Source organism: Pacificimonas pallii (genome assembly GCF_019204005.1).
Lineage (GTDB): Bacteria > Pseudomonadota > Alphaproteobacteria > Sphingomonadales > Sphingomonadaceae > Pacificimonas > Pacificimonas pallii.
Map to the genome: position 1 here is coordinate 470,015 of NZ_JAGSPA010000002.1, position 22,851 is coordinate 492,865.

The 22,851-nt window shown below is 62.8% G+C and carries 15 protein-coding genes and 2 tRNA genes; 13 read left to right on the forward strand and 4 right to left on the reverse strand.

Translation table 11 applies throughout. The features are described from left to right. Positions 1-395: 395 nt before the first annotated feature. Both KCG44_RS07395 and KCG44_RS07400 read left to right on the forward strand, forming a co-directional pair. The gene (locus KCG44_RS07395; RefSeq protein ID WP_218445278.1) at positions 396-1,316 is read left to right on the forward strand and encodes a bifunctional enoyl-CoA hydratase/phosphate acetyltransferase; all 921 of its coding nucleotides are present in this window, start codon (positions 396-398) and stop codon (positions 1,314-1,316) included. Further along, positions 1,313-2,407 (forward strand): acetate/propionate family kinase, encoded by a 1,095-nt coding sequence (locus tag KCG44_RS07400; RefSeq protein ID WP_218445279.1) that lies wholly within the window; start codon positions 1,313-1,315, stop codon positions 2,405-2,407. The genes KCG44_RS07395 and KCG44_RS07400 overlap by 4 nt, the downstream gene beginning before the upstream one ends. On the opposite strand, the gene KCG44_RS07405 is transcribed toward KCG44_RS07400, so the two are convergent. The 3 genes from KCG44_RS07405 to KCG44_RS07415 form a co-directional block, all read right to left on the reverse strand. Continuing rightward, entirely contained in the window at positions 2,397-3,215 is an 819-nt protein-coding gene (locus KCG44_RS07405) for a universal stress protein (RefSeq protein WP_218445281.1), read from the reverse strand. The two genes, KCG44_RS07400 and KCG44_RS07405, sit on opposite strands and share 11 nt — an antisense overlap. Before the next feature lie 175 nt (positions 3,216-3,390). Further along, positions 3,391-3,482: transfer RNA gene (locus tag KCG44_RS07410), tRNA-Ser, on the reverse strand. Positions 3,483-3,530: 48 nt separating this feature from the next. Then, on the reverse strand, positions 3,531-4,625 hold the full coding sequence (locus tag KCG44_RS07415; protein WP_218445282.1) for a mannose-1-phosphate guanylyltransferase/mannose-6-phosphate isomerase: 1,095 nt from the start codon (positions 4,623-4,625) through the stop codon (positions 3,531-3,533). 188 nt (positions 4,626-4,813) lie between these two features. On the opposite strand from KCG44_RS07415, the gene KCG44_RS07420 reads away from it, so the two are divergent. The 11 genes from KCG44_RS07420 to KCG44_RS07470 all read left to right on the forward strand — a co-directional run bounded on the left by KCG44_RS07420 (position 4,814) and on the right by KCG44_RS07470 (position 21,300). Next, positions 4,814-6,199, forward strand: coding sequence for a TIGR03013 family XrtA/PEP-CTERM system glycosyltransferase (locus KCG44_RS07420; RefSeq protein ID WP_218445283.1), 1,386 nt, complete (start codon positions 4,814-4,816; stop codon positions 6,197-6,199). 13 nt (positions 6,200-6,212) lie between these two features. Next, on the forward strand, positions 6,213-8,243 hold the full coding sequence (gene prsK / locus KCG44_RS07425; protein WP_218445284.1) for an XrtA/PEP-CTERM system histidine kinase PrsK: 2,031 nt from the start codon (positions 6,213-6,215) through the stop codon (positions 8,241-8,243). A gap of 10 nt (positions 8,244-8,253) precedes the next feature. Continuing rightward, entirely contained in the window at positions 8,254-9,609 is a 1,356-nt protein-coding gene (prsR, locus tag KCG44_RS07430) for a PEP-CTERM-box response regulator transcription factor (RefSeq protein ID WP_218445285.1), read from the forward strand. A gap of 54 nt (positions 9,610-9,663) precedes the next feature. Beyond that, positions 9,664-12,489 (forward strand): XrtA/PEP-CTERM system TPR-repeat protein PrsT, encoded by a 2,826-nt coding sequence (gene prsT / locus KCG44_RS07435; protein WP_218445287.1) that lies wholly within the window; start codon positions 9,664-9,666, stop codon positions 12,487-12,489. Between the two features lie 47 nt (positions 12,490-12,536). Further along, positions 12,537-12,613: transfer RNA gene (locus KCG44_RS07440), tRNA-Pro, on the forward strand. A gap of 119 nt (positions 12,614-12,732) precedes the next feature. Further along, positions 12,733-13,314 (forward strand): glycoside hydrolase family 108 protein, encoded by a 582-nt coding sequence (locus KCG44_RS07445; protein ID WP_218445288.1) that lies wholly within the window; start codon positions 12,733-12,735, stop codon positions 13,312-13,314. Beyond that, a complete protein-coding gene (locus KCG44_RS07450; RefSeq protein ID WP_218445289.1) occupies positions 13,311-13,724 on the forward strand; it encodes a holin family protein in 414 nt (137 codons plus the stop codon). Before KCG44_RS07445 ends, KCG44_RS07450 begins: the two co-directional genes overlap by 4 nt. Before the next feature lie 166 nt (positions 13,725-13,890). After that, positions 13,891-15,777, forward strand: coding sequence for a DUF3604 domain-containing protein (locus tag KCG44_RS07455; protein ID WP_218445290.1), 1,887 nt, complete (start codon positions 13,891-13,893; stop codon positions 15,775-15,777). Between the two features lie 112 nt (positions 15,778-15,889). Further along, positions 15,890-18,364: a penicillin-binding protein 1A gene (locus KCG44_RS07460; RefSeq protein WP_218445291.1), complete on the forward strand. Its 2,475-nt coding sequence runs from the start codon at positions 15,890-15,892 to the stop codon at positions 18,362-18,364. Between the two features lie 123 nt (positions 18,365-18,487). Continuing rightward, positions 18,488-19,616 (forward strand): peptide chain release factor 2 gene (gene prfB, locus KCG44_RS07465; RefSeq protein ID WP_218445293.1). Its coding sequence is split into 2 segments (ribosomal slippage): positions 18,488-18,556 and positions 18,558-19,616, totalling 1,128 coding nucleotides; the frame shifts between segments, so codons are not numbered across the junction. A gap of 175 nt (positions 19,617-19,791) precedes the next feature. Next, on the forward strand, positions 19,792-21,300 hold the full coding sequence (locus KCG44_RS07470; RefSeq protein WP_218445294.1) for a catalase: 1,509 nt from the start codon (positions 19,792-19,794) through the stop codon (positions 21,298-21,300). 32 nt (positions 21,301-21,332) lie between these two features. Here the strand turns inward: KCG44_RS07470 and KCG44_RS07475 are convergent, their stop codons facing one another. After that, complete coding sequence (locus tag KCG44_RS07475) at positions 21,333-22,799, reverse strand: phospholipase D-like domain-containing protein (RefSeq protein ID WP_218445295.1); 1,467 nt, start codon at positions 22,797-22,799, stop codon at positions 21,333-21,335. Between the last annotated feature and the right edge of the window lie 52 nt (positions 22,800-22,851).

A 22,851-nucleotide genomic window follows, 5' to 3' on the forward strand; every position in this document is an offset into this window, starting at 1 on the left:
CCGGAAGGCGCATCGCCGAAGACCGGCATATGATCATCGCCTCTGGCATCTTAACGCTGGCACCGCGCTACCCCACCCCCACCTGACGCGGTGTCAGCGTTTTTTGTCCTGGCCGGGGGTTTCCAGAACGAATCGGCTCACCTGCGGGAGGGCGGGGCCGGACCGGGCCTGCCGGTCCATTCCGGAATGCCGGTGCCGCCTTTTCCGGGCAGAGGAAAGCGTGTGCCGCCTATCGACCTGCCGCACGGAGAGAAGCGCCGCCCTTATATTCAGGCCGCCGGTCATGGCGGGCTTCATCCCTTGCGATTTCCTCGCACCGGCGCGGCCATATCGCGCGGCGGTAACACTTGTCTGGCATCAGCCCGCTCGGCAATCGCACCGATCAGGAGAACACCATGAACAGCTCAGCGCCCGTCCATCCGCATCATGACCTTGCCGCCGCGCTGATCGAGCGGGCGCGGGCAGGGCGCGCGCCCCTGAGGACGGCGGTTGTGCACCCCGTCGACGCGGCGTCGCTGGGCGGTGCCATCGCCGCCGCCGATGCCGGACTGATCCGGCCGGTGCTGATCGGTCCCAAGGCCCGGATCGAGAGCGCCGGACGCGTGTCCGGCCATGACATGATCGACGTGCCGCACAGCCATGCCGCCGCCGCCAAAGCCGCGGCCCTGGCGGGCGCGGGCGATGTGGATGCGATCATGAAGGGTGCGCTCCACACGGACGAACTGCTCGCGGCCATTCTGGACAGGAAAGCGGGCCTGCGCACCGCGCGCCGCGTCAGCCATGTTTTCGTCCTGGATGTGCCGGACCTCAACCGACCGCTTTTCATCAGCGATGCCGCCATCAACATTGCGCCGGACCTCGCCGCGAAGCGCGATATCGTGCAGAATGCCATCGACCTCGCCTGCGCGCTTGGAATCAAGGAGCCGAAAGTGGCGATCCTGGCCGCCACCGAGGAGGTCGTGCCCTCAATGTGCGCGACGCTGGACGCGGCGGCGCTTTGCAAGATGGCGGATCGCGGCCAGATCACCGGCGGTATCCTCGACGGCCCGCTCGCCTTTGACAATGCCATGTCGCCCGAAGCGCTGACCGCGAAGGGCATGACCTCGCCCGTGGCCGGCGCCGCCGACATTCTGATCGTTCCCGATATCGAGGCGGGCAATATCATGGCCAAGCAGCTCGATTATCTATCGGGTGCGGACGCCTTTGGGATCGCCTTGGGCGCGAAGGTGCCGATCATCCTGACAAGCCGCGCCGACAGCATTGGCGAGCGGCTGGTGTCGGCGGCGCTGGCGAAGCTGGCGGCGCAGGCGCAATGAGCCGGGTCCTTACGCTCAACGCCGGGTCTTCCAGTATCAAATTCGCGCTATACGGCGAGGGTGGGAGCGAAACGCCCCTGGTGAAGGGGCAGGTCGTATTCGGTATAACGGAAAATGTCCTGCAGGTCGGCGGCGAAGCGGACATGCCCTTCCAGGCGGCGGGCGGTCATGCTCCGGTGGCGCTTCTCGAACATCTGCGCGCGCGCCCCGGCTTCGACGGGATTGCCGCCATCGGTCATCGCATCGTGCATGGCGGCCGCGATTTTGAAAGGCCGGTGCGCCTGACCGAAGACGTGATGTCGAAGCTGCGGGCGCTGGTTCCGCTGGCCCCTTTGCACCAGCCGCATAATCTGGCGGGCATCGCCGCGGCCAGCGCGATATGGCCGGAGGCGGTTCAGATCGGCGCCTTCGACACCGCGTTTCACTATACCCAGCCGCGGGTGGCCGGGATTTACGCGCTGCCCCCCGAATATGAAGCGCGCGGGCTGATCCGCTACGGTTTCCACGGCCTTTCCTACCAATATGTCGCCGAGGAACTGCGGCGCCGGGACGGCGGAATCCCGGAGCGCACCATCGTCGCGCATCTTGGCGCGGGGTGCAGCATGGCGGCGCTCAGAAACGGGCGCAGTATCGCCACCAGTATGGGATTCACGGCGCTGGACGGCCTGCCGATGGCGACCCGCAGCGGCCGCGTCGACCCCGGTCTGATCCTGCACCTGATCGGGCACGAGGGCATGTCGGCGGCCGAGCTGGGCGATCTTCTCTACCGGAAATCCGGACTGGCCGGTCTGTCGGGAACGACCGGCGACATGCGCGCCCTTGCCGCCAGCGACGCGCCCGATGCCCGCTTTGCCCGCGATTATTTCGCCTATTGCTGCCGCATGGAGATCGGCGCGCTCGCAGCGGCGCTGGGCGGCTGCGACGCGCTCGTCTTCACAGGCGGGGTCGGCGCGAACGATACCGCCATCCGCGCAGACATCATGCACGGCCTGGACTGGCTTTGTGTGCCGACGGTCCTCGCCATGCCGACGGATGAGGAGCGTGTCATCGCGGAAGGCTGCGCCGCGCTCCTCGGTGAGGTCAATGGGTGAACAGGACGGGAAATTCACGCTGGGTCAGCATGTGCTGCGTCACGCCGCCAAGCATCATCTCTGCCATGCGCGGACGGCCATAGGCGCCCATGACGATCAGATCGGCGGCAACGCCCTTGGCGGCGTCGAGGATCGTGTAGGAGTCCGTCTCCTTCTCGACGAGTTCGTCGATTTCGACTTCCAGCCCGTGATAGCCAAGATACCGGGCCGCGGATTCCAGGCCTTCATGGCCAACCTTGCCCTTGCCGACACGCACGACAAGCACATTGTCCGCCTGCTTGAGGAAAGGGATGCTTGACCGCAGCGCGCGGGCGGCTTCCTCGCTGCCGTCCCATGCGACAAGGACCTGCCCTTTTGGTTCGAAGCGCTTCAGGTCCTCGGGTATCCCCAGGACAGGGCCGCGAATGCCGGTGACGATCTCACCCAAAAACCGTTTGCTGCTTTGTATGCCCATATCGCGGTCGGTAAGGCTGACGATGGTGAGGTCGGCAAGGAGCGCCTTGCGCTGAAGTCCGTGGGCGCTGTCGATATGCAGCCGTGCCCAGGTCCATGGCACGTCTTCCTTGGCCAATTTGGCTTCCCACTTGTCGCGAAATCTCTGCCAGGCCTCTTCGGCTTCCTTTCGCAGCGCGTCGGTCGGGTATCCGGTCCAGACGCCGAGGGGATAGGTGTTGACGACCAGTGACGATAGCGAAATCGAATGGCAGCAGGTCAGATGCGCATCCATCACCCGCGCGGTCGCCAGCGCCGCCTCCATGCGCGAGCCCTGCGCCTCGTCGTCATTCATGTGCAAGAGAATGCTCTTCATCATCCCGTTCCTTTCCCGTCCCCCGAACAGCGATCCGGTTCGCATTCTCATCTGAAGGAACAGGGGCCGCGCGGGATTGACGCCCGTCAATCCGGGTCGGCGGAGAGTTCGGAACGGTATTCGAACCCGGCGCCACGCACACGGGGCCGCCGTGGTGGCTGCGCGCAGCGAAGAGTGGCGGACACGGAGGGATTCGAACCCTCGGTACGGGATAAACCGTACGGCGGTTTAGCAAACCACTGGTTTCAGCCACTCACCCACGTGTCCGCGCTGGCTTGGCCAAGGCGGCGGACTTAGCGAGGTCGCTCGTCGCTTTCAACGCTCTTTCGGCGGAGATTCGGTTTCCGGGCGATTTGCAGCTTTCAGTTCCTCGACAATCAGCTTCACATCCTGCGCACGGTCGCGGGGCAGGGCGACCACCGCGTCGCCGGTCGCGATCAGGACGATATTGTCCAGTCCCACGGCCGCAGCGAGGATGCCGTCGCCCCAGACGAGGCTGCCCGAGCAGTCTTTCGCGATGGCGTCACCCATAAGCGCATTGCCGTCCGCATCCTGGGGGAGAACGCCGTGCAACGCGTCGAAGCCGCCAATGTCGGACCAGCCCATGGTGACGGGAACAACCGCCTTGCGTTCGGCGGGCTCCATGATGGCGTAATCTATGCTTTGCGAGGCACAGGCGGCGAAATGACTGGCGTCGGGGCGAATGACATTGCCGGATGCGGTGCGACCCGCCCACGCCGCTGCACTTTCGCGTGCAATGTCGGCGGCGTGCCTTTCAAGGGCCTGAAGGTAACTGTCGGCGCGCATCAGGAAAATGCCCGCGTTCCAGTAATAGCCGCCTGCGTTTACATACGCCTCCGCTACGGCGAGTTCAGGCTTCTCCTTGAAGCTGCGGACGCGTTTGCTTTTTCCGGACAGGTCCTCTGCGGCTTCAATATAGCCATAGCCGGTTTCGGGGCGGTCGGGTTCAATGCCGAAGGTCACCAGCCATCCTTCATTCGCCGCCGGAACGGCCGCGGCGATGGCGGCGTGGAAGGCCGCCTCGTCCGCGATCAGATGGTCGGATGGCATGACGAGCATCAGGCCATCGGCGGCGGACTGGGCGACCATATGGGCCGCGAGCGCGATGGCCGGGGCGGTATTGCGCGCGGCCGGTTCCAGGATGAGGCCGGAAAGGGCGGTACCCTGAAGAGCCTCGGTCACGAGCGATTCGTGCGCTGCGCCTGCGACAATGACAGGCGCCGCAAATTCCGCACGGTTCGTCCGGGCCGCCGTTGCGGCGATCATGCTTTGCTGCTGGCCGAGATGCAGCATCTGCTTGGGTCGCAGCGCGCGTGACAGCGGCCAGAGCCGTGTGCCGCTGCCTCCGGAGAGGATGACGGGCCAGATCGAGGGGGAGGCGGTGGTCATATTTATCGTCCGGAAAAATGCTGTTTTTGAGGCGCGGCATGGGCAGATGGCGGTGTGCAGGCCGTCTCTATCCCGTGACTGCCCGCGTGACCAACTGTATGATGGAATTGGTAACGGTTTCGTTCTAAGCACCGCGGTTAATTCAGAGCCGATGTCCCCCACCTCGTTTTCCTGGAGTTGTCCTCGCCGTGATCCGGCTGTTCAAACATTATTTGCCGCGGTCATTGCTCATGCTCGGCATGTTCGAGATCGTGCTTGTCTTTGTCGCGGCCGTGCTGGCCTGGGAATTCGCCTGGATCATGGCGGATTCCGAAGCGCCGGCATTATCAGGCTTTATCGTGGAGGCTGTCGTCTTCACGGTGACGGTATACACGATGATGCTGGGCCTTGGCGCCTATCAGCTGTCGTCGTTCCGGTCATTCCGGATGACCAGCGCGCGTCTGGTCGCGGCCATGATGATGAGCATCGTCATTCTGTCGTTCCTGATGCTGATCGTGCCGACGCTGGTCGTCTGGCGCAGCGTGCTGCTGTACGCGGTGATCCTGTCTTTCCTGTTTATCGCGCTGACCCGAATTCTGTTTCTGGCGATTATCGGCTGGCAGCGGTTTCGGGAGCCGATCGTGGTACTGGGCGCGGGCGAACAGGGCGCGCGCATGCAGGAACTCGCGGCGGACCCGTCGGCCTCATTCGAGATTGTGAAACATCTGAGCCTGGCTCGCGATGAAGGCAATCTGGCGAGCGCCGAACCATTCGACGCGATCGGATCGCTGCGCAACTATTGCGCGGACCATGACGTCGAGGAGATTGTGCTGTCGCTTGACGAGCGGCGCGGGTCGCTGCCGTCCGACGCGCTTTTGAAAGCGAAGATGTCGGGTGTGAATGTGACCGACATGTCGTCATTCCTGGAACGCACCACCGGCCGTGTCGACCTGCGGTCCGTGCATCCAAGCTGGCTGATCTTTTCTGACGGGTTCCTGGGGTCGTCCGGGCTTGCCGTCGCCTCCAAGCGATTGTTCGACCTGGTGGCAAGCGGCGTGCTGCTGCTGCTTTCCTCGCCCATTCTGATTGTCACCGCAGCCGCCGTGAAGCTGACCAGTCCGGGACCCGTATTCTATCGGCAGGAGCGTGTCGGGCAGTTCGGCAAGACTTTCGAAGTGATGAAGTTCCGTTCGATGGTTCAGGATGCGGAGAAGGACGGCGCAGTCTGGGCGCAGAAGGGCGACGCGCGTGTCACGAAGGTAGGCAAGATTATCCGCGCGACGCGCATTGACGAAATTCCGCAGATTTTCAATGTCTTCAACGGCGATATGAGTTTTGTCGGACCGCGTCCCGAACGGCCGATGTTCGTTGAGGAACTGGCGAAGCAAATTCCGTTCTATGACGAGCGGCATGTCGTAAAGCCCGGGATCACCGGCTGGGCGCAATTGAACTACCCCTATGGTGCGAGCGTCGAGGATGCCCGGCACAAGCTGGAATATGATCTTTACTATATCAAGAATTACAGCCTGTTCCTGGATATCGTGACGTTGATCCAGACGGTGCGCGTCGTGGTGTGGCAGGACGGCGTTCGCTAATGGCCGCGTCTAGATGACGGCAGCTGAGGCAGTCCTCAGCCACTGGGTCGCGGCCGCGGCCTTTGCCGTCATGGCGATCGTTCTCGTGCTGCGCCCGCGCGGCGCGGCGCCGCGATGGCTCGCCCTGGCCGCGATCGTCATGGCAATCTGGGGCGCGGTGTTCGCCAACGCCGCGGCGACGGGTGTCAATTTCGCGCTGACGGTCTCCCTGGGCGAGACCCTGCGCAGCGGCGTGTGGATTCTTTTCATCGCCATGCTGATGCAGACGAGCTGGCAGGGTCAGGATCAGAACCCCTCCAGGGTCGTGCTGCGGGTCATGCTGCTGATCGTCGCTGCACAGCTGACGCTGGACATCGGCCTGATCATGGGCGCGGGCTTCAGCCGCGTGCTGGATTTCATGTCCGCCCTCTTTCGGGTGGCGGTCGCGATTGGCGGCCTCGTCCTTACGCACAACCTCTATGTGTCGAGCGCGCCGGCGAACCGCTGGAGCCTGAACATTCTGTGCATCGGGCTTGCCGGTATCTTTGGTTACGATCTCAACCTCTTCACCCTCTCCATGCTCGACGCCTCGCTGGAGGACCAGTTTCTGGATGCGCGCGGCTTTGCCAATGCGCTGACGGTACCGCTCTTTCTGGTGGCGGCGCTTCGCAACCGGTCGCTGGCGCTACAACTGTCGCGGCAGGCGGCGTTCCAGACATTCGCGCTGGGGGCGGTGGGCATCTATCTGGTCGGCATGTCGCTGGCGGCTTACGCGCTGGGCGCGCTGGGCGGCGACTGGGGCAGGCTGTTCCAGATCGTGCTGGTCTTCGGCGCGATTCTGCTGGGCGCGGTCGTCATGTTTTCCGGACGCGCGCGGGCCTGGCTGAGGGTCAAGATCAACAAGCACTTCTTTGCCTATAAATATGATTACCGCGAGGAATGGCTGCGATTCATCGCGACGGTATCGCGTTCCGGGCCCGGTTTTGGGGAATTGCCGGTGCGGGTCATCGAGGCGGTTGCCAGTATCGTCGATTCGCCCGGCGGCGCCCTCTACGTGCGCGACGATGACGGCGTTTTTCAGCCCGAAAGCAGATGGAATTTACGCAGCCTCGATCTTGCGCCGCTCGCACCTGGCGCCGAGCTGCTGAACGACATGGAAGCGAACGCGCGCATTATCGAATGCGACGGCGCCGACGGACTGCCGCCGGAGATCAGCGGCAATCCGCGCTGCTGGCTGTTGGTCCCGCTCGGCCATGTCGAGGCGCTGAGTGCCATTATTCTGCTGGAGCGCTCACGCTCCAAACGCGAGATGGACTGGGAAGACTATGACATTCTGCGCACCGTCGGCCGTCAGGCAGCGAGCTATATCGCCGAACAGAATGCGCTCGAAAGTCTGGAGGAATCCCGGAAATTCGAGGAATTCAACCGCCGTTTCGCGTTCATCATGCACGATATTAAGAATCTGGTGTCACAGCTGAGTCTGGTGGCGCGCAATGCCGAGCGACACGCGGATAAGCCGGAGTTCCGCGCCGACATGGTGGCGACCCTGCAAAGTTCCGTTGGAAAGATGAACGATATGCTGGCGCGCCTGTCGCAGGAAACCGCGAAGGACAAGCCAAGCGACCGGTTTGACCTGCGTGCCCTGCTGGAGGAGATTGCCACGGACAAAAATCGCGGCGGTGCGAATGTCCGCCTGGACGCGGAGGCTTACCCCCTTGAGATTGCGGGCACGCGTGCCAAAATGGAGCAGGGGATCGGACATCTGGTGCAGAACGCGATTGACGCGAGTATACCGGGAGCGCCGGTGGACCTGCGGCTGAGGAACGAGGCGGGGGCAATAAAATTGATCGTGGAGGACCGGGGTAGCGGTATGAGCGCGGAATTCATCCGCGACGGCCTGTTCAAGCCCTTCCGGTCCACGAAGGCCGCCGGATTTGGGATTGGTGCCTATGAATCCCGCGAAATCATTCGCGGTGCGGGCGGACGTCTGGATGTTCACTCGGCAGAGGGCGAGGGGACCAGCTTTATCATTCACTTCCCGGTAAGTCCGGCGCGGCAGGAATAAATTCGATATTATGGCGGATGCTGAAACCCGAACATTGCTCATCGTCGAGGATGATGAAGGCCTGCAGCGGCAGCTGAAATGGGCTTATGAGGACTATGAGACTGTCATCGCGGGCAACCGAAAGGAGGCCATCGAGGCGATCCGCCTGCATGAACCCGACGTGGTGACGCTGGATCTTGGGCTTCCGCCGGACCCCGACGGGACCACGGAGGGCTTTGCGACGCTTGAGGAGATCATGCGCCTGAAGCCCGATACCAAGGTGATTGTCGCGTCCGGCCACGGCGCGCGGGAAAGCGCGCTGAAAGCGATCAGTTCAGGCGCGTATGATTTCTATCAGAAGCCGGTGGACATCGACACGCTCGGACATATCGTCAGCCGCGCTTTCCACCTGCACGATATCGAAGTCGAGAACCGCGCACTGTCGGCGAAGGAAGCCAATACGGAACTTGGCGGGCTCGTGACCGGCGCCGAATCCATGCAGAAGGTCTGCCGCATGATCGAGCGCGTGGCGACGACCGATGTGTCCGTCATGCTGCTTGGCGCGTCAGGAACAGGCAAGGAACTGCTTGCGCGCGGTCTGCACGATGAGAGTCACCGCGCCGACAAGCCGTTCGTTGCCATCAACTGTGCGGCGATCCCGGAAAATCTGCTGGAATCCGAACTGTTCGGTTATGAAAAGGGCGCATTCACCGGCGCGGCGAAAACCACCGAGGGCAAGATCGAAATGGCCGAGGGCGGCACCCTGTTCCTGGACGAGGTCGGCGATATTCCGCTGCCGCTACAGGTGAAGCTGCTGCGCTTTCTGCAGGAGCGGGTGATCGAACGCATCGGCGGCCGCAAGACCATTCCGGTCGATGTCCGCATCGTCTGCGCGACGCACCAGAATTTGGAAGACATGATCGCCGCCGGATCATTCCGCGAGGATTTGTGGTACCGCGTTGCCGAAGTCGTCGTGCGCATCCCCTCCCTTGCGGAACGCGTGGGCGATCCGGTGCTGCTGTCCAATTTCTTCCTGCAGAAATTCGCCAAGGCGATGAAGCGCAAGGTAAAGGGATTTGAGCCCGGCGCGCTGTCCGCGATCGAGAATTGGGAGTGGCCGGGAAATGTTCGCGAGCTGGAAAACCGCGTCAAGCGTGCCATCATCATGGCCGACGATGCGTTCGTGTCTGCGACCGACATGGACTTTAGCGACGGTGAAGCCGCCGAACCGCTGAACCTGAAACAGGCGCGGGAAGAGGCCGACCGGAATGCGATCCAGGTTGCGCTGGCGCGAACAAAAGGCAATGTATCGAGTACGGCGAAGCTTCTGGGAGTGAGCAGACCGACGCTGTACGATTTGATGAAACAGTATGATTTTGAAGCGTAGTTTCGTATCCGAATTCAGGGACATGCGCCGCGCGCGGCGTAACAGGAGGAAAATATGAACAATAGCAGGATCGTTAACAGGAAAACCAGATTGTTGCGCGGCGCGGCGCTGGCGGCAGCCGTTGGCCTGTTGACACCGCTGGCGGCCACGCCTGCGCGCGCGGACGCCGAATCCGAATCCAACGAAGCCTATACCAAGGCCTTTGAAAGCTATTATGGCGGCGATTTTCGTACGGCCCGGATTCAGCTGCTCAACGCGCTGAAACAGAACCCTGAAAACAGCCTTGCCCGCATCCTGCAGGCGCGCGTGGCGCTGGAACTGGGCGGCGGCGTGCAGGCGCAGACCGAACTGGAGCGCGCCGTGGCGTCGGGTGTGCCGGGCGACAAGGTCCGGCACCTTCGCGCCCATGCGTTTCTGTTGCAGGGAAAGACCGATGAGGCGCGGGATCTGCTGCAGGCTTCGACTATCCCGCCCCAGTTCGAGGCGTATGCATCGCGCCTTCGCGGGTTGCTGGCGTTTCGCAAGCGCGACTTCGAGCTCGCCGAGCGCGAATTCAACCGCGCCCTGGCCCTGGCGCCCGAAGACCCCGCCACGGTGAACGCCGTTGCGAAGTTCATGGGCAGTATCGGCCAGCACGGCCAGGCCATTGAACTTCTTGACTATGTGCTGGAACGGCGCCCGACCCACGTGAAGACGCTGGTGGTACGCGGTGACATGGCGCGCAACGCCAAGGGTCTTGAGGCGGCATTGCCGTTCTTCAACCGCGCGGTGGAGATCGATCCCAATAATATCGAGGCGCTGCTGGAGCGTGCCGCCACGCTTGGCGATCTGCGGAAGGAAAAGGAAGCGCGCGCCGATATCAAGCGCGTGAACCAGCTGGTCGAAAAGCATCCTCTGGCGCTTTATCTGGAGGCCGTACTCGACACGCGCAATGGCCAGACGGACAATGCCCGTACGCTGATGACGGAAACGCGGGGTGTCCTCGACGATTTCCCGCCCGCCGTGATGTTGCAGGGCCTGCTCGCGCTCGACGCGGGTAATATCGAACAGGCGACCGATTTCCTGGGGAAGCTGGTCGGCATGATCCCGAACAGCAAGACGGCGCGGAAGCTTTATGCGACGGCGCAGTTGCAAAAGGGTGATCCGGAGGGCGCATTCGCCTCGATCAAGCCGATCCTGGACGCCAATTCGGCCGACGCCCGGACCTATGCGATTGCGGGCGCGGCGCGCGCGCGCGTCGGCATGATGAACGAAGCGCAGGATTATCTGCAAAAGGCGCAGGAGGCTGGCGGCGAGGTCGCCGTGCAGAACCAGCTGGCGATGACCCAGCTGCTGCAGGGCCAGACGGATCTGGCCGAGGAAACCGTCGCCACGGTGCTGAGGGACGATGAGACCTCATTAAGCGCAATGATGATGCAGACGCTGATCGATATGCGTCAGGGCGACTTTCAGGATGCCCTGAGATCGGCCTCGAAGATCGCGAAGGAACATCCCCAGCTTCCCATCGGCTGGAATCTGAGGGGCGGCGCCTATCTTGGCCTTGGCGACAGGGACAAGGCGGAGGCGTCGTTCCGCGCGGCCCTGAAGCGCAAGCCCGATTATCCCGAAGCGCGCCGCAACCTTGCCCAGCTGCTGATCGCCAAGGGCGACGCACGCGGGGCCAAGCGCCAGCTGCGCCAGGTGATCGCCAATGACGGCACCGACGTCCGTGCCCTGCTGACGCTGGGTGAACTCGCCGGCGTCGAGGGTGACCGTAAGGAACAGCTGGAATGGCTACAGCAGGCCGCGGGCATCAACCGCGGTGCCCCCGGTCCGCGCATCGCGCTGACGGACGCGTACATGGCGGCCGGTAACGAGAATGCCGCGAGCAACGAAGCCAATGCGTTGCTGCGGGACTTTCCGGAAAATCCGGATGCGCTGCTGACGGCGGCGCGCATCTATGAACAGACCGGGCGGCAGTCGCAGCTGGTATCGCTGTTCGACAGGATGGTATCGAGTGCGCCCGATGCGCTGCTTCCGCGCATTCTGCTTGGCCGTGCGCTACAGGCGAACGACCGGGTCGACGATGCCCGCAGCACATTTCAGCGCGCGCTGACGATCACCGGCGAATCGACCGTGCCTGCCTATCTGGAACTGATCGCGCTCGAGGCGCGTGCGGGACGGATGGAACAGGCGCGCGAATGGGCCGTGCGCCTGCGCAACGAGCGCCCGGATTCGAATATTGCCGAAAATGCGCTTGGCCGCGCCTATATGATTTCCGGCAAGCCCCAGGAAGCGCTCGCATCCTTCGCGTCGGCGCGGAAGAAGAATTTCGATCTGGCCACGGCACGCGGGATCGCGGATGCCTATGTGCGCCTGAACCGCCGCGACGATGCGATCAAGGTGCTGCAATCCTACCAAAGCGCGAATCCAAAGGATTCAGGCGCGCTGGCATCGATTGCGGAATTGCAGCTGGCACAGGGACAGTACCGGCAGGCGATCGCGAATTACGAGCAATTGCGTGAAGTTATCGGCAACCGGGACCCTGCGATCCTGAACAATCTGGCCTGGGCCTACATCCAGCTGGAAGATCCGCGGGCGATCCCGGTGGCGAAGATGGCGTATAATTTCGCGTCCCGGAACCCCAGCATCGCCGATACCTATGGCTGGGCCATGCTGAAGGCGGGCGGCGACAAGAAGGAAGCGCTGTCATTGCTGCGCCGCGCGTCACGCGCACTGCCGCGGAGCGCGGAAATCCGCTATCACCTCGCCGAAGCGTATCTTGCGAACGGAAAGCGCGCCGAGGCGTTGACGGAAGTGCAGCGGGCGCTGAAATCAAACCAGCAGTTTTCCGAGCGGACACAGGCGCAGGTCCTGCTGCGGCGCCTGCAAGGCAGCTGATCTCACTTGCGTTGCGGCGGGGCGCCGACTAAGGCCCCCGCCACGGTCGGAGCGTGGCGCAGCCTGGTAGCGCACTACACTGGGGGTGTAGGGGTCGCAGGTTCGAATCCTGTCGCTCCGACCAGCTTTTTCGGGAATAGGATAATTCTTTCGTGCCTTTTCAAAGAGCGCGGGAAATTTCCTGTTGTGAAATAGGATTTATGCTGTCTCTTGGTCTGGCTCCTGAAGATGAGGAGTGAGACGATGACCCGACCTATTGACTGTCTGCTCGACGAATTGATCGAGCGTGAAGGCGGCTTTGTTGCCCACCCGGATGACCGGGGCGGCCCTACGAAATACGGCATCACGCGGCAGACCGCCCGCGCCCATGGCTATGAGGGCGCGATGGCGGACTTTCCCCGCGCGCTGGCCCTGGAAATATACACGCAGCGCTATTGGGAAGGCCCCCGGTTTCATGAGGTTGCGAAGATCGCGCCGCATGTTGCCGAGGAACTGTTCGACACAGGTGTGAATATGGGACCGGCGACGGCCACGCTGTTCCTGCAGCGGGCGCTGAATGCACTGAACCGCAAGGGGAGGGACTGGGCGGATGTCGATCTGACGCGGCGTGTCGATGACGCAACGCGCGGTGCGCTGTCCGCTTTCCTGCGCAAGCGCGGCACGCGGGGAGAGACCGTGCTGGTGCGGGCGCTCGATGCGCTACAGGGCGCGCGCTACATCGAATTGGCGGAAGGGCGTCCGGCGAATGAAAGCTTCGTCTATGGCTGGCTGGCGAACCGGCTGGGCAATGTCGACGGCGCGGACCGTCGCGGAGGTCTGGCATGAGCGTGCTGGGCACCCTGATCGGGCCTATCGCCGGACTGCTGGACAAGATCATCCCGGACCCCGACGCACGGGCGCAGGCGAAGCTGGAACTGGTCCGGCTACAGGGGGCGCAGGAAATGGAGGCGGTGCGGACGCAGCTGTCGGCCATCATCGCGGAAGCCCATAGCGCCGACCCGTGGACGAGCAGGGCGCGGCCAAGTTTCCTTTACGTCATGTACACATTGCTGCTGTGGGCGATCCCGATGGGCCTGATCAGTGCGTTTCGCCCCGACATGGCGGCGGCGATCGCGCGCGGCATGACGGCCTATCTAAACGGCATTCCGGAACCGCTCTACGTGCTGTTCGGGACGGGCTACCTCGGCTACACGGCCGCGCGCAGCTGGGGCAAGGCGAAGGGCAGCGAGAAATAGACATGTCCCTGGGGAGGGGGATGCCAGCGGATATCCCCCTCCACCGGCATTTTCACGGTGGAAGCCTGCCTGACGGGCGGCCTGCCGAGAAAGCGGCGGCATATTCGTGAGGTTCGCCCGGCCATGCCAGGGTTTATACTGCCGTGCCCTGGGGGAGGACCGGACCATGAATATTCGCGCATATGCCCTGCTGCTGGGCGTTTCGATGATTGCCGCCTGCGGCGTGGAACCGGGCGCAGAGGCGGATGTGCGGGCCGCACGCTCCGCGGCGGCATTCGCGGTTGAAACCAATCCGGACAGGAATGCCTATTTCGGTGATTTGCACGTCCATACGCGGGCGAGCTTCGACGCCTATATCTTCAACATCCGCGCGACCGCCGATGATGCGTACCGGTTCGCCAAGGGCCAGCCGCTGAAACATCCGGCGGGATATGAGGTGTCCGCGCCCGCGCTCGATTTCTATGCGGTGACCGATCACGGCGAATATCTGGGCGTCGTGCCCGCCATGGACGGCACCGACTCGCCGCTTGCGAAGACGGCGCTGGCGCGGCAGATATTCGGAGCGGATGCGCTCGACCCGCGCGCGGCGTTCACACGGATCGGTCTAAGCGCGGTGACGGGACAGCCCATCGCCGAGATTTACGATCTGGACCATATCGCATCAGTGTGGAGGCGGCATGTCGAAGCCGCGGACCGGCATTATGAGCCGGGGCGCTTCACCACGTTCGCCGGATATGAATATACCGCCATGCGGCCCATCAATCCCATCGCGGGGACAGCGGCGAATTTGCACAGGAACGTGATTTTCGAGGATGCGGCGGCAGCGCAGCCCTTTTCCGCATCCAACTCCCCCAATCCGGAAGATCTGTGGGACTGGATGGATGGCGAGCGCAGCGCAGGACGGGACGTACTGGCGATCCCGCACAATTCGAACATCTCCGGCGGGCAGATGTTCGCGCGGGAAAGCTATCACGGCGAGGCGTTCACCGACGCCTATGCCGAGCAGCGCGGCATCAACGAGCCGCTGGTTGAGATTGCCCAGGTGAAAGGCACGTCGGAAACGCACCCGCAATTGTCGCCGAATGATGAATGGGCGTCGTTCGAGATGTACGAGGCCTATATTAACAGCAATGTGAAAAGCGATATCCCGGGCGGCTTTGTGCGGGAGGCGTATCGCAATGGCCTGGCCAAGGCGTCCGAGGGGAAGCCCAATCCATTCCGCTTTGGCATTATCGGGTCCAGCGACGTGCATATGGGCGGCGGGGCGCAGCGGGAGGATCGGTTCTGGGGCAAATTCGGTACGCGCGACGCGACACCGGCGCTGCGCGGCAGTGTGCCGCCGGGCGCTGCGAAATCCTGGGGTGACATGTCGGGCAGCGACCAGGCGATATCCGGAATTCAGCTAGGCGCGGCGGGCTTGGCGGGTGTCTGGGCGACGGCGAACACGCGCGAGGCGATATTCGCGGCGATGCGCAGGAAAGAGACGTTCGGAACATCGGGACCGCGCATCCGCGTGCGCATGTTCGCGGGTTATGATTTCCCCAACGGGCTGCTCAGCCGGACCGATGCCGTTGCACAGGCGGACAGGCTGGGCGTCGCCATGGGCGGGCGGCTGGCGGCGAAAGACGCGCCCCCGATGATCGCCGCGTGGGCCATGCGCGACCCGGGCACCGTGCCCCTTCAGCGATTGCAGGTCATCAAGGTATCGGCGGTCGGCGGGGTCTCTTCGGAGCAGGTTTACGATGTCGCCTGCGCGGACGGAATGGCACCGGATGCGGCAACGCACCGCTGCGCCGACAATGGCGCGCGGGTCGATGTGACAAGCTGCGAGACCATAGAGGGCAAGGGGGCAGGCGAGCTGAAGGCCATGTGGCGCGACCCCGATTATAAACCGGGCGAGCAGGCGGCCTATTATGTCCGCGCGCTGGAAAATCCCAAATGCCGCTGGTCGACATGGGACGCCGTCAGGAACGGCACGCCGCCGCGCCCGGACGTCCCCGCCACGGTGCAGGACCGCGCGTGGACGTCCCCGGTATGGGTGGACGCGCGCTAGGGGTTCCATTCCCGTCATACCGGCGTTCTGTCTCCCGGCGCGGGGTGCGCGGCGATAGAAGGGGAAAGATCGGCGTTGGCACCGTGGCGGACTTTCAGGCATAGAGCCGAATATGGAAAATGAACCCGAATCCGCACCGAAATCACGCCGGTGGCTGAAGCGCGTCCTGATTGCGCTTGGCGGCGTGACGGCATTGGGGCTGGCCGTGCTGGTCGGCGGCTATTTCTGGCTGGCGTCCGACCTGCCCGATACCGCGAAACTGGCGGAATATGAGCCGCCGCTGCCGAGCCACGTGCGCAGCATCAATGGCGAGCCGATCAGCACCTTTGCGCGCGAACGGCGTATCTACATCACTTATCCGGACATGCCCGCCCCCATGATCCAGGCGTTCATTTCCGCCGAGGACAAGACGTTCTTCGAACATAATGGCATCGACCCCACCGGCTTCATCAACGCCGTCATGGACTATACGTTGAAGATCGGTTCGGGCGACCGCGCCGTCGGCGGCTCCACCATCACGCAGCAGGTGGCAAAGAATTTGCTGCTGTCCGACGAATATTCGGTGACCCGGAAACTGAAGGAAATGATCCTCGCCACGCGCATCGAGGATACCTTTACCAAGGAGGAAATCCTTGAGCTGTACCTGAACCAGATTTTCCTCGGGCGGAACGCATATGGTGTCCAGGCGGCGAGCTTTGCCTATTTCGACAAGCCCGTCACGGAACTGAACACGCGGGAAGCCGCGTTCCTGGCGACGCTTCCCAAGGCGCCGTCCAATTACAACCCGTCCAATGCGCGCGGCCTGGAACGGGCGACGACGCGGCGGGACTGGATCCTGGGACAGATGGGTGAAAATGGCTTTTTGACGCCAGCGGAGGTGGCGGAGGCCCGTAGCGAGGCAATCGTGGTCCAGAACCGCCGCGAGCAACTGACAGCGCCAAGCCGCCTTGGCGATTATTTCGTGGAAGCCATTCGCCGCGACCTGATCGACCGCTATGGCGAAGAGGGGCCGAACGGCATTTATACGGGCGGGCTTTGGGTGCGCTCGACCATGGACCCCGACATGCAGATCGCCGCGGAGATGGCGGTTCGGGATGCGCTGGTCCGATATGACCGCGGTCGCGGCTGGCGCGGGGCGACGGACACGATCGAGCTGGGCGATGGCTGGCCGGAGCGGCTGCGCGGGGTCAATCTGCCGGTCGGTTATGATGACTGGCGCGCGGCCGTGGTGCTGGCGAAGAATGCCGGCCGCCTGACGCTTGGTTTTGCCGATGGCAGTGAAGGCGTACTGGTCAGCGGCAATGCGCAGTTGCGCGATCGCGGCGGGGCAGGGACGGCCTATAATGAGATCACCGCTGGCGACGTCATTCCGGTCAAGAACACATCGGGCAATGACTATACGCTGCGCCAGATCCCCGAAGTCGGCGGCGGCATGGTGGTGCAGGAGGTGTCGACCGGGCGCGTCCTGGCCATGGTCGGCGGTTTCGATGCGCGCAAATCCTCGTTCAACCGGGCGACGCAGGCCAAGCGGCAGCCGGGCTCCACCATCAAGCCCTTCGTTTACGCCGCGGCGCTGGAAAACGGCTTCACGCCCGCGTCGATCGTCATGGATGCGCCCTATTGCGTCTATCAAAGCCGTTCGCTTGGAAGAAAGTGCTTCCGTAACTTCTCCGGCCGTTCCGCGGGGGCGCAGACGATGCGCTGGGGGCTGGAACAGTCGCGCAATCTGATGACGGTACGCCTTGCCAGCAAGGCGGGAATGGAAAATGTCGTCGAGCTGATCGAGGAAATGGGGATTGGCAGCTACGATCCTTACCTGTCCTTTGCGCTTGGCGCGGGCGAGACGACGGTGATGGACCTAACGAACGCCTATGCCATGCTTGCCAATCACGGCAAGCGTCAGGCCCCCATCATGTACGATCTGATCCAGGATCGCCGCGGCAATGCGATCTACCGTGCCGACGACCGCGAATGCGCGGCCTGCAACCAGCAGGCGTACACCGCCGACACACGCATGCCGATGCCGCTCGACCAGCGCCCGCAGGCCATGGACCCGCGCACCGCCTATCAGGTCGTCCACATGCTGGAGGGTGTCGTCGAGCGCGGGACGGCTGTCGCACTACGACGGCTGGAGCGGCCGATGTTCGGTAAGACGGGTACCAATAATGGCCCAACGAATGTCTGGTTCGTCGGCGGCACCCAGGACATTGTCGCGGGGTTCTACATGGGCTTTGACCAGCCCAAGAATATGGGCGGATACGCGCAGGGCGGAACGCTGGCGGCACCGGCGGTGCGGCAGTTTTTTGAACTTGCGTTGGACAAGGATCACGTCTCTCAGCCCTTCCGGATCGCGCCGGGCGTCCGGATGGTGCGCGTCGACCGCCGGTCGGGCAAGCGCGTCTATGGCGCGTGGCCGGGGGGCGGGTCCAAACCTGCGGTCATCTGGGAAGCGTTCAAACCCGAGAACGAGCCGCGCCGTGTCCTTGCGCAGGTGGATAATTTCGAGGCGGCGAACCGTAGCGCGGACAGCCGGCGGGAAGTGCGGTCCGACAGCGAGTTCTTGCAGCAAGAAGGCGGAATTTACTAAGCCTGCGTCACGTCGGCGAAAGTCGGCGCCCGTTTTTCGCGTCCGCTCCCGGACATGATCGCACGGGCTTGATTCCGGCCGCCGCCGGAACGGCAAATGGAAATATCGGAAAGTCAGAATCACATGCGCGCAGAAGCACAGGCCCATATCGATCGCATCACCGACGCGCTCGCCCTTATCCGGAGGTTTCTTTGACTGGGACGTCGCAACCAAACGTCTGGCGGAGCTGAACGAGAAGGCGGAAGATCCGACACTGTGGGATGACCCCAAGGCGGCGCAGGCGATGATGCAGGAGCGTGGTCGTCTGGAGGAGGCCCTGACGGCGACCCGCGAGATCAAGTCCGAGATGGACGATGCGGTCGAGATGATCGAGCTTGCCGAGATGGAAGGCGATGACAGCCTGGTTGTCGATGCCGAAAAGGCGCTGGAGGCGCTCGCCGTGCGCGCCGACCGGGACAAGGTCGCCGCGCTGTTGTCGGGCGAGGCGGACGGCAACGATACCTATATCGAGATCAATGCGGGCGCGGGCGGTACGGAATCGCAGGACTGGGCCGAAATGCTTCAGCGCATGTATGCCCGCTGGGGCGAGAAGCGCGGCATGAAGGTCGAGCTGATCGACTATCATGCGGGCGAGCAGGCGGGTATCAAATCCGCGACACTGATGCTGAAAGGGCAGAACGCCTATGGCTATGCCAAGGTGGAATCAGGGGTGCACCGGCTGGTGCGGATCAGCCCCTATGACAGTGCCGCACGCCGCCATACGAGCTTTGCCAGCGTCTGGGTCTATCCGGTCGTCAATGACGATATCGATATCGAGGTCAATGAAAGCGATCTGAAAATAGATACCTACCGGGCGTCGGGCGCGGGCGGACAGCACATCAACACGACGGACAGCGCCGTGCGCATCACGCATGTGCCGTCCGGTATCGTCGTCGCCTGCCAGAATCAGCGGTCGCAGCACAAGAACAAGGCGCAGGCCCTGCAGCAGTTGAAGGCGCGGCTTTATGAAGAGGAACTGCGCCGCCGCGAGGAGGAGGCCAATGCAGCCAATGCCGCAAAGACGGATATCGGCTGGGGCCATCAGATCCGGTCCTACGTCATGCAGCCCTATCAGATGGTGAAGGACCTGCGCACCGGCGTCACCAAGGGCAATCCGAGCGCGGTCATGGACGGTGACCTCGACGAGTTCATGGCCGCCGCACTGGCGCAGCGCGTCACCGGCGAGACCGTCGATGTGGAGGATGTGGATTGATGAGGCTGCGACGCGCCCGCATGGCCGCCCCGCTTATGAGGGCCCTGGCGGACCAAAGGGACTGAAGCTCGGACACATATCGATTAATTGAATTACTGATTAGAAAATAATCAGTGAAACTGATGACCGCATTGAGGCGTATTAACCGCATAGCCCTCAAGCGGAAGATACAGATATGTCAGAGATTAAGAACAGGCTCACCACCACCGCGGGCGCGCCCATGCCCACCAACGAGCATTCGCAGACCGCCGGGCCGCGCGGGCCGCTTCTGCTGCAGGATTATCAGCTTCTCGAGAAGCTGGCGCATCAAAACCGGGAGCGCATTCCCGAACGCGCCGTGCACGCCAATGGCTGGGGCCTTGAGGGCATATTCACCGTCACCCATGACATCACCAGATATACGCGCGCGAAACTGTTTTCTGAAATCGGCAAAACAACCGACGTGCTGTCGCGCTGGTCCACCGTCGCCGGTGAGCAGGGCGCCGCCGATGCGGAACGCGACGTGCGTGGTTTCAGCCTGAAATTCTACACCGAAGAGGGCAATTGGGACATGGTCGGCAACAACACGCCGGTATTCTTCGTGCGCGACGCCTATAAGTTTCCCGACTTCATTCGCACGCAGAAGCGTCACCCGAAGACCAATCTGCGATCGCCAGAAGCCATGTTCGATTTCTGGGCCGCACAGCCGGAAAGCGTTCATCAGGTCACCATCCTCATGTCCGACCGCGGCATTCCTGTGAATCCGTCGCACATGAACGGCTATGGCAGTCATACGTTCAGCTTCTGGAACGCCGATGGCGAACGTTTCTGGGTGAAGTTGCATTTCAAGACGCAGCAGGGTCATGCCCACCACACGAACGCGGAGGCTGAGCGCCTGATTGGCAAGACCCGCGAGAATTATCAGGAAGACCTGTATAATATGGTCAATGAGGGCCGTTTCCCCAAATGGACCCTGTTCCTGCAGGTGATGCCGGAGCGGGAAGCGGAGACCGTGCCGTACAATCCGTTCGACGTCACGAAGGTGTGGCCGCATGCGGATTATCCCCTGATCGAGGTGGGCGAGCTGGAGATGAACCGCATTCCGGAAAACTATTTCCAGATGGTCGAAAATGCCGCCTATTCGCCGTCAAATGTCGTTCCGGGCATCGGCTTCTCACCCGACAAAATGCTCCAGGCACGCATCTTTTCCTATGCCGACGCGCATCGCTACCGGCTGGGAACGCATTATGAGGCGCTGCCCGCAAATGCGCCCAAGGCGGCAGACGTGAACCATTATCACAAGGATGGCAGCATGCGCTTCTTCCGCAACGATACCGGCAATCCCGACGCCTATTACGAGCCGAACCAGTATGAGAATGCACCGGTTGCCGACCCGAGCGTGCAGGAACCGCCGCTGACGATTTCAGGCGATGCGGACCGCTATGGCAATGCGCAGGACGTCGATGATTACACGCAGCCCCGCGCGCTGTTCAATCTGTTCGATGATGGGCAGAAGCAGCGCCTGTATGAAAATTACGCGGCGGCGATGGGTCCGGTGTCGAAGCCGGTGAAGGAACGCTGGTATGCCGTGCTCGCCAAGGTCAGCGCGGAATATGAGGCGGGCGTGCGCGCCGCCAATGATGCCCTCGACAGCGACGTCAATGCGGTGCCGGTCACGGACGATACGCCGGTTCCGGCCGAATAGACCGGCCGGGTTCGGCGGAGACCTGCGGCATATTAATAGGAAGGTTTCCGCCGAACCTTCTTCACAAATCCACGAAGCAATTGCCGCTTTGAGAATTCTTCGAACATGGCCGACGGCCCCTCCGGGTCGAGCACCTGATTATCGGCGAGGAAGGCGTCGACGGTGTCGAGGTCGGGGATTTGATAGGGGACCAGCGTTCTTTGGCCCGCATCCTCGGGCACACGCAGGGATTCGATGGCTGCCAGAAGAGAGCCTTCCTTCGTCAGGGCGCTGTCCACAATCTCGGTCGAAACGCCCAGATGCTCGCCAACAAGGCTCAGCAAATTCGCCCTGACCACATCGTCATGCCCGCTGTTCTGCGGAACGGCGGTGTCGATGGCCACATCGCATTCCGTATCGAGCCTGAGCGACCGGTTGTTCAGATTGGCGGACCCGACGCGCATGAGTTCGTCGTCGATGATCATGATCTTTGCATGAACATATATCGGCGTGCCCCTCGCGGTGACCGGATGATAGATGCGCAGCCGGCCGTTCGGGTCGTGTTCCTTTATCGCGCGATATAGCCGCGCGCGGGCGGAATCCATGGCCTTCGGTTCCAGCCAGCCTTCAGCGGTCAGCGGATTGATAATCACAATCTCCGGCCCGTCCGCTTCCGCAAGCCGTTCCGCCATCACCTCCGCAACGGCGCGCGCTGCAAAATACTGGCTTTCGACATAGATGTAGCGCTTCGCCCTCCGGATCTGCTCCAGAAACATGCTCTCCACCTCAAGAACGGCATCCCATTTCGGCATTTCGGGCAGGGTGCGGGCGATATCGACATCGACATCCCTGAATTGCGGCGCAAGGGTATCCGGCCAGCAGTCCTCCTCATTCTCAGGAACGGGAAGTTCACCGCCGCCCGCGCGCTTCCAGCGAAGCCGGACCAGGTCCCCCAGCGCCGCGGCAACCGGACCGCTGAGCGCCGTCGTGGCGTCGTGCCATGGGCCGTACGCGCGTCCGCTCGGCCGAATTCGCTTCGGATCTTCGTCAAGATGCTCGCGCGTGTCCCAGCGGTCGGCCGTCATGTCGATGCCGCCGCAAAAGGCGAACGTATCGTCGATGACCACGATTTTCTGATGATGGCTGGCGGCGTGCGGCGTCGCGCCGTCCAGCCTGAGATGTATGCGCGGGTGCAGCCACCATTTAATCAGGGTCAGAATGGTCTTGCCGCGCAGCAGGATCTTCAGCGCGCCGAGGCGCCAGCGCAGCAGGTAGACATCCAGGCGGGGGTTTTCCTTCACCAGCCGGTAGATGAAATCGCCCAGTTCCTCGTCCTGAACCGCGGGGTCGTCCAGTTCCAGCTTGATTCGCGCATCGAAGTCCCACCCGACCATCATGATGGCATCGCGCGCGTTCAGCATGGCTTCGCGCGCATGATGGAAATAGTTTTCAGCGTCGACGACGAGCGCGGCGCGGTCAGCGCGTTCACGCCGCCAGTAAGATTGTGTTTTCGTGGGCATTCCCGTCGTCTATCGCTCCTTGATACACATGGCCAGTATTGTGCCGCCGGGA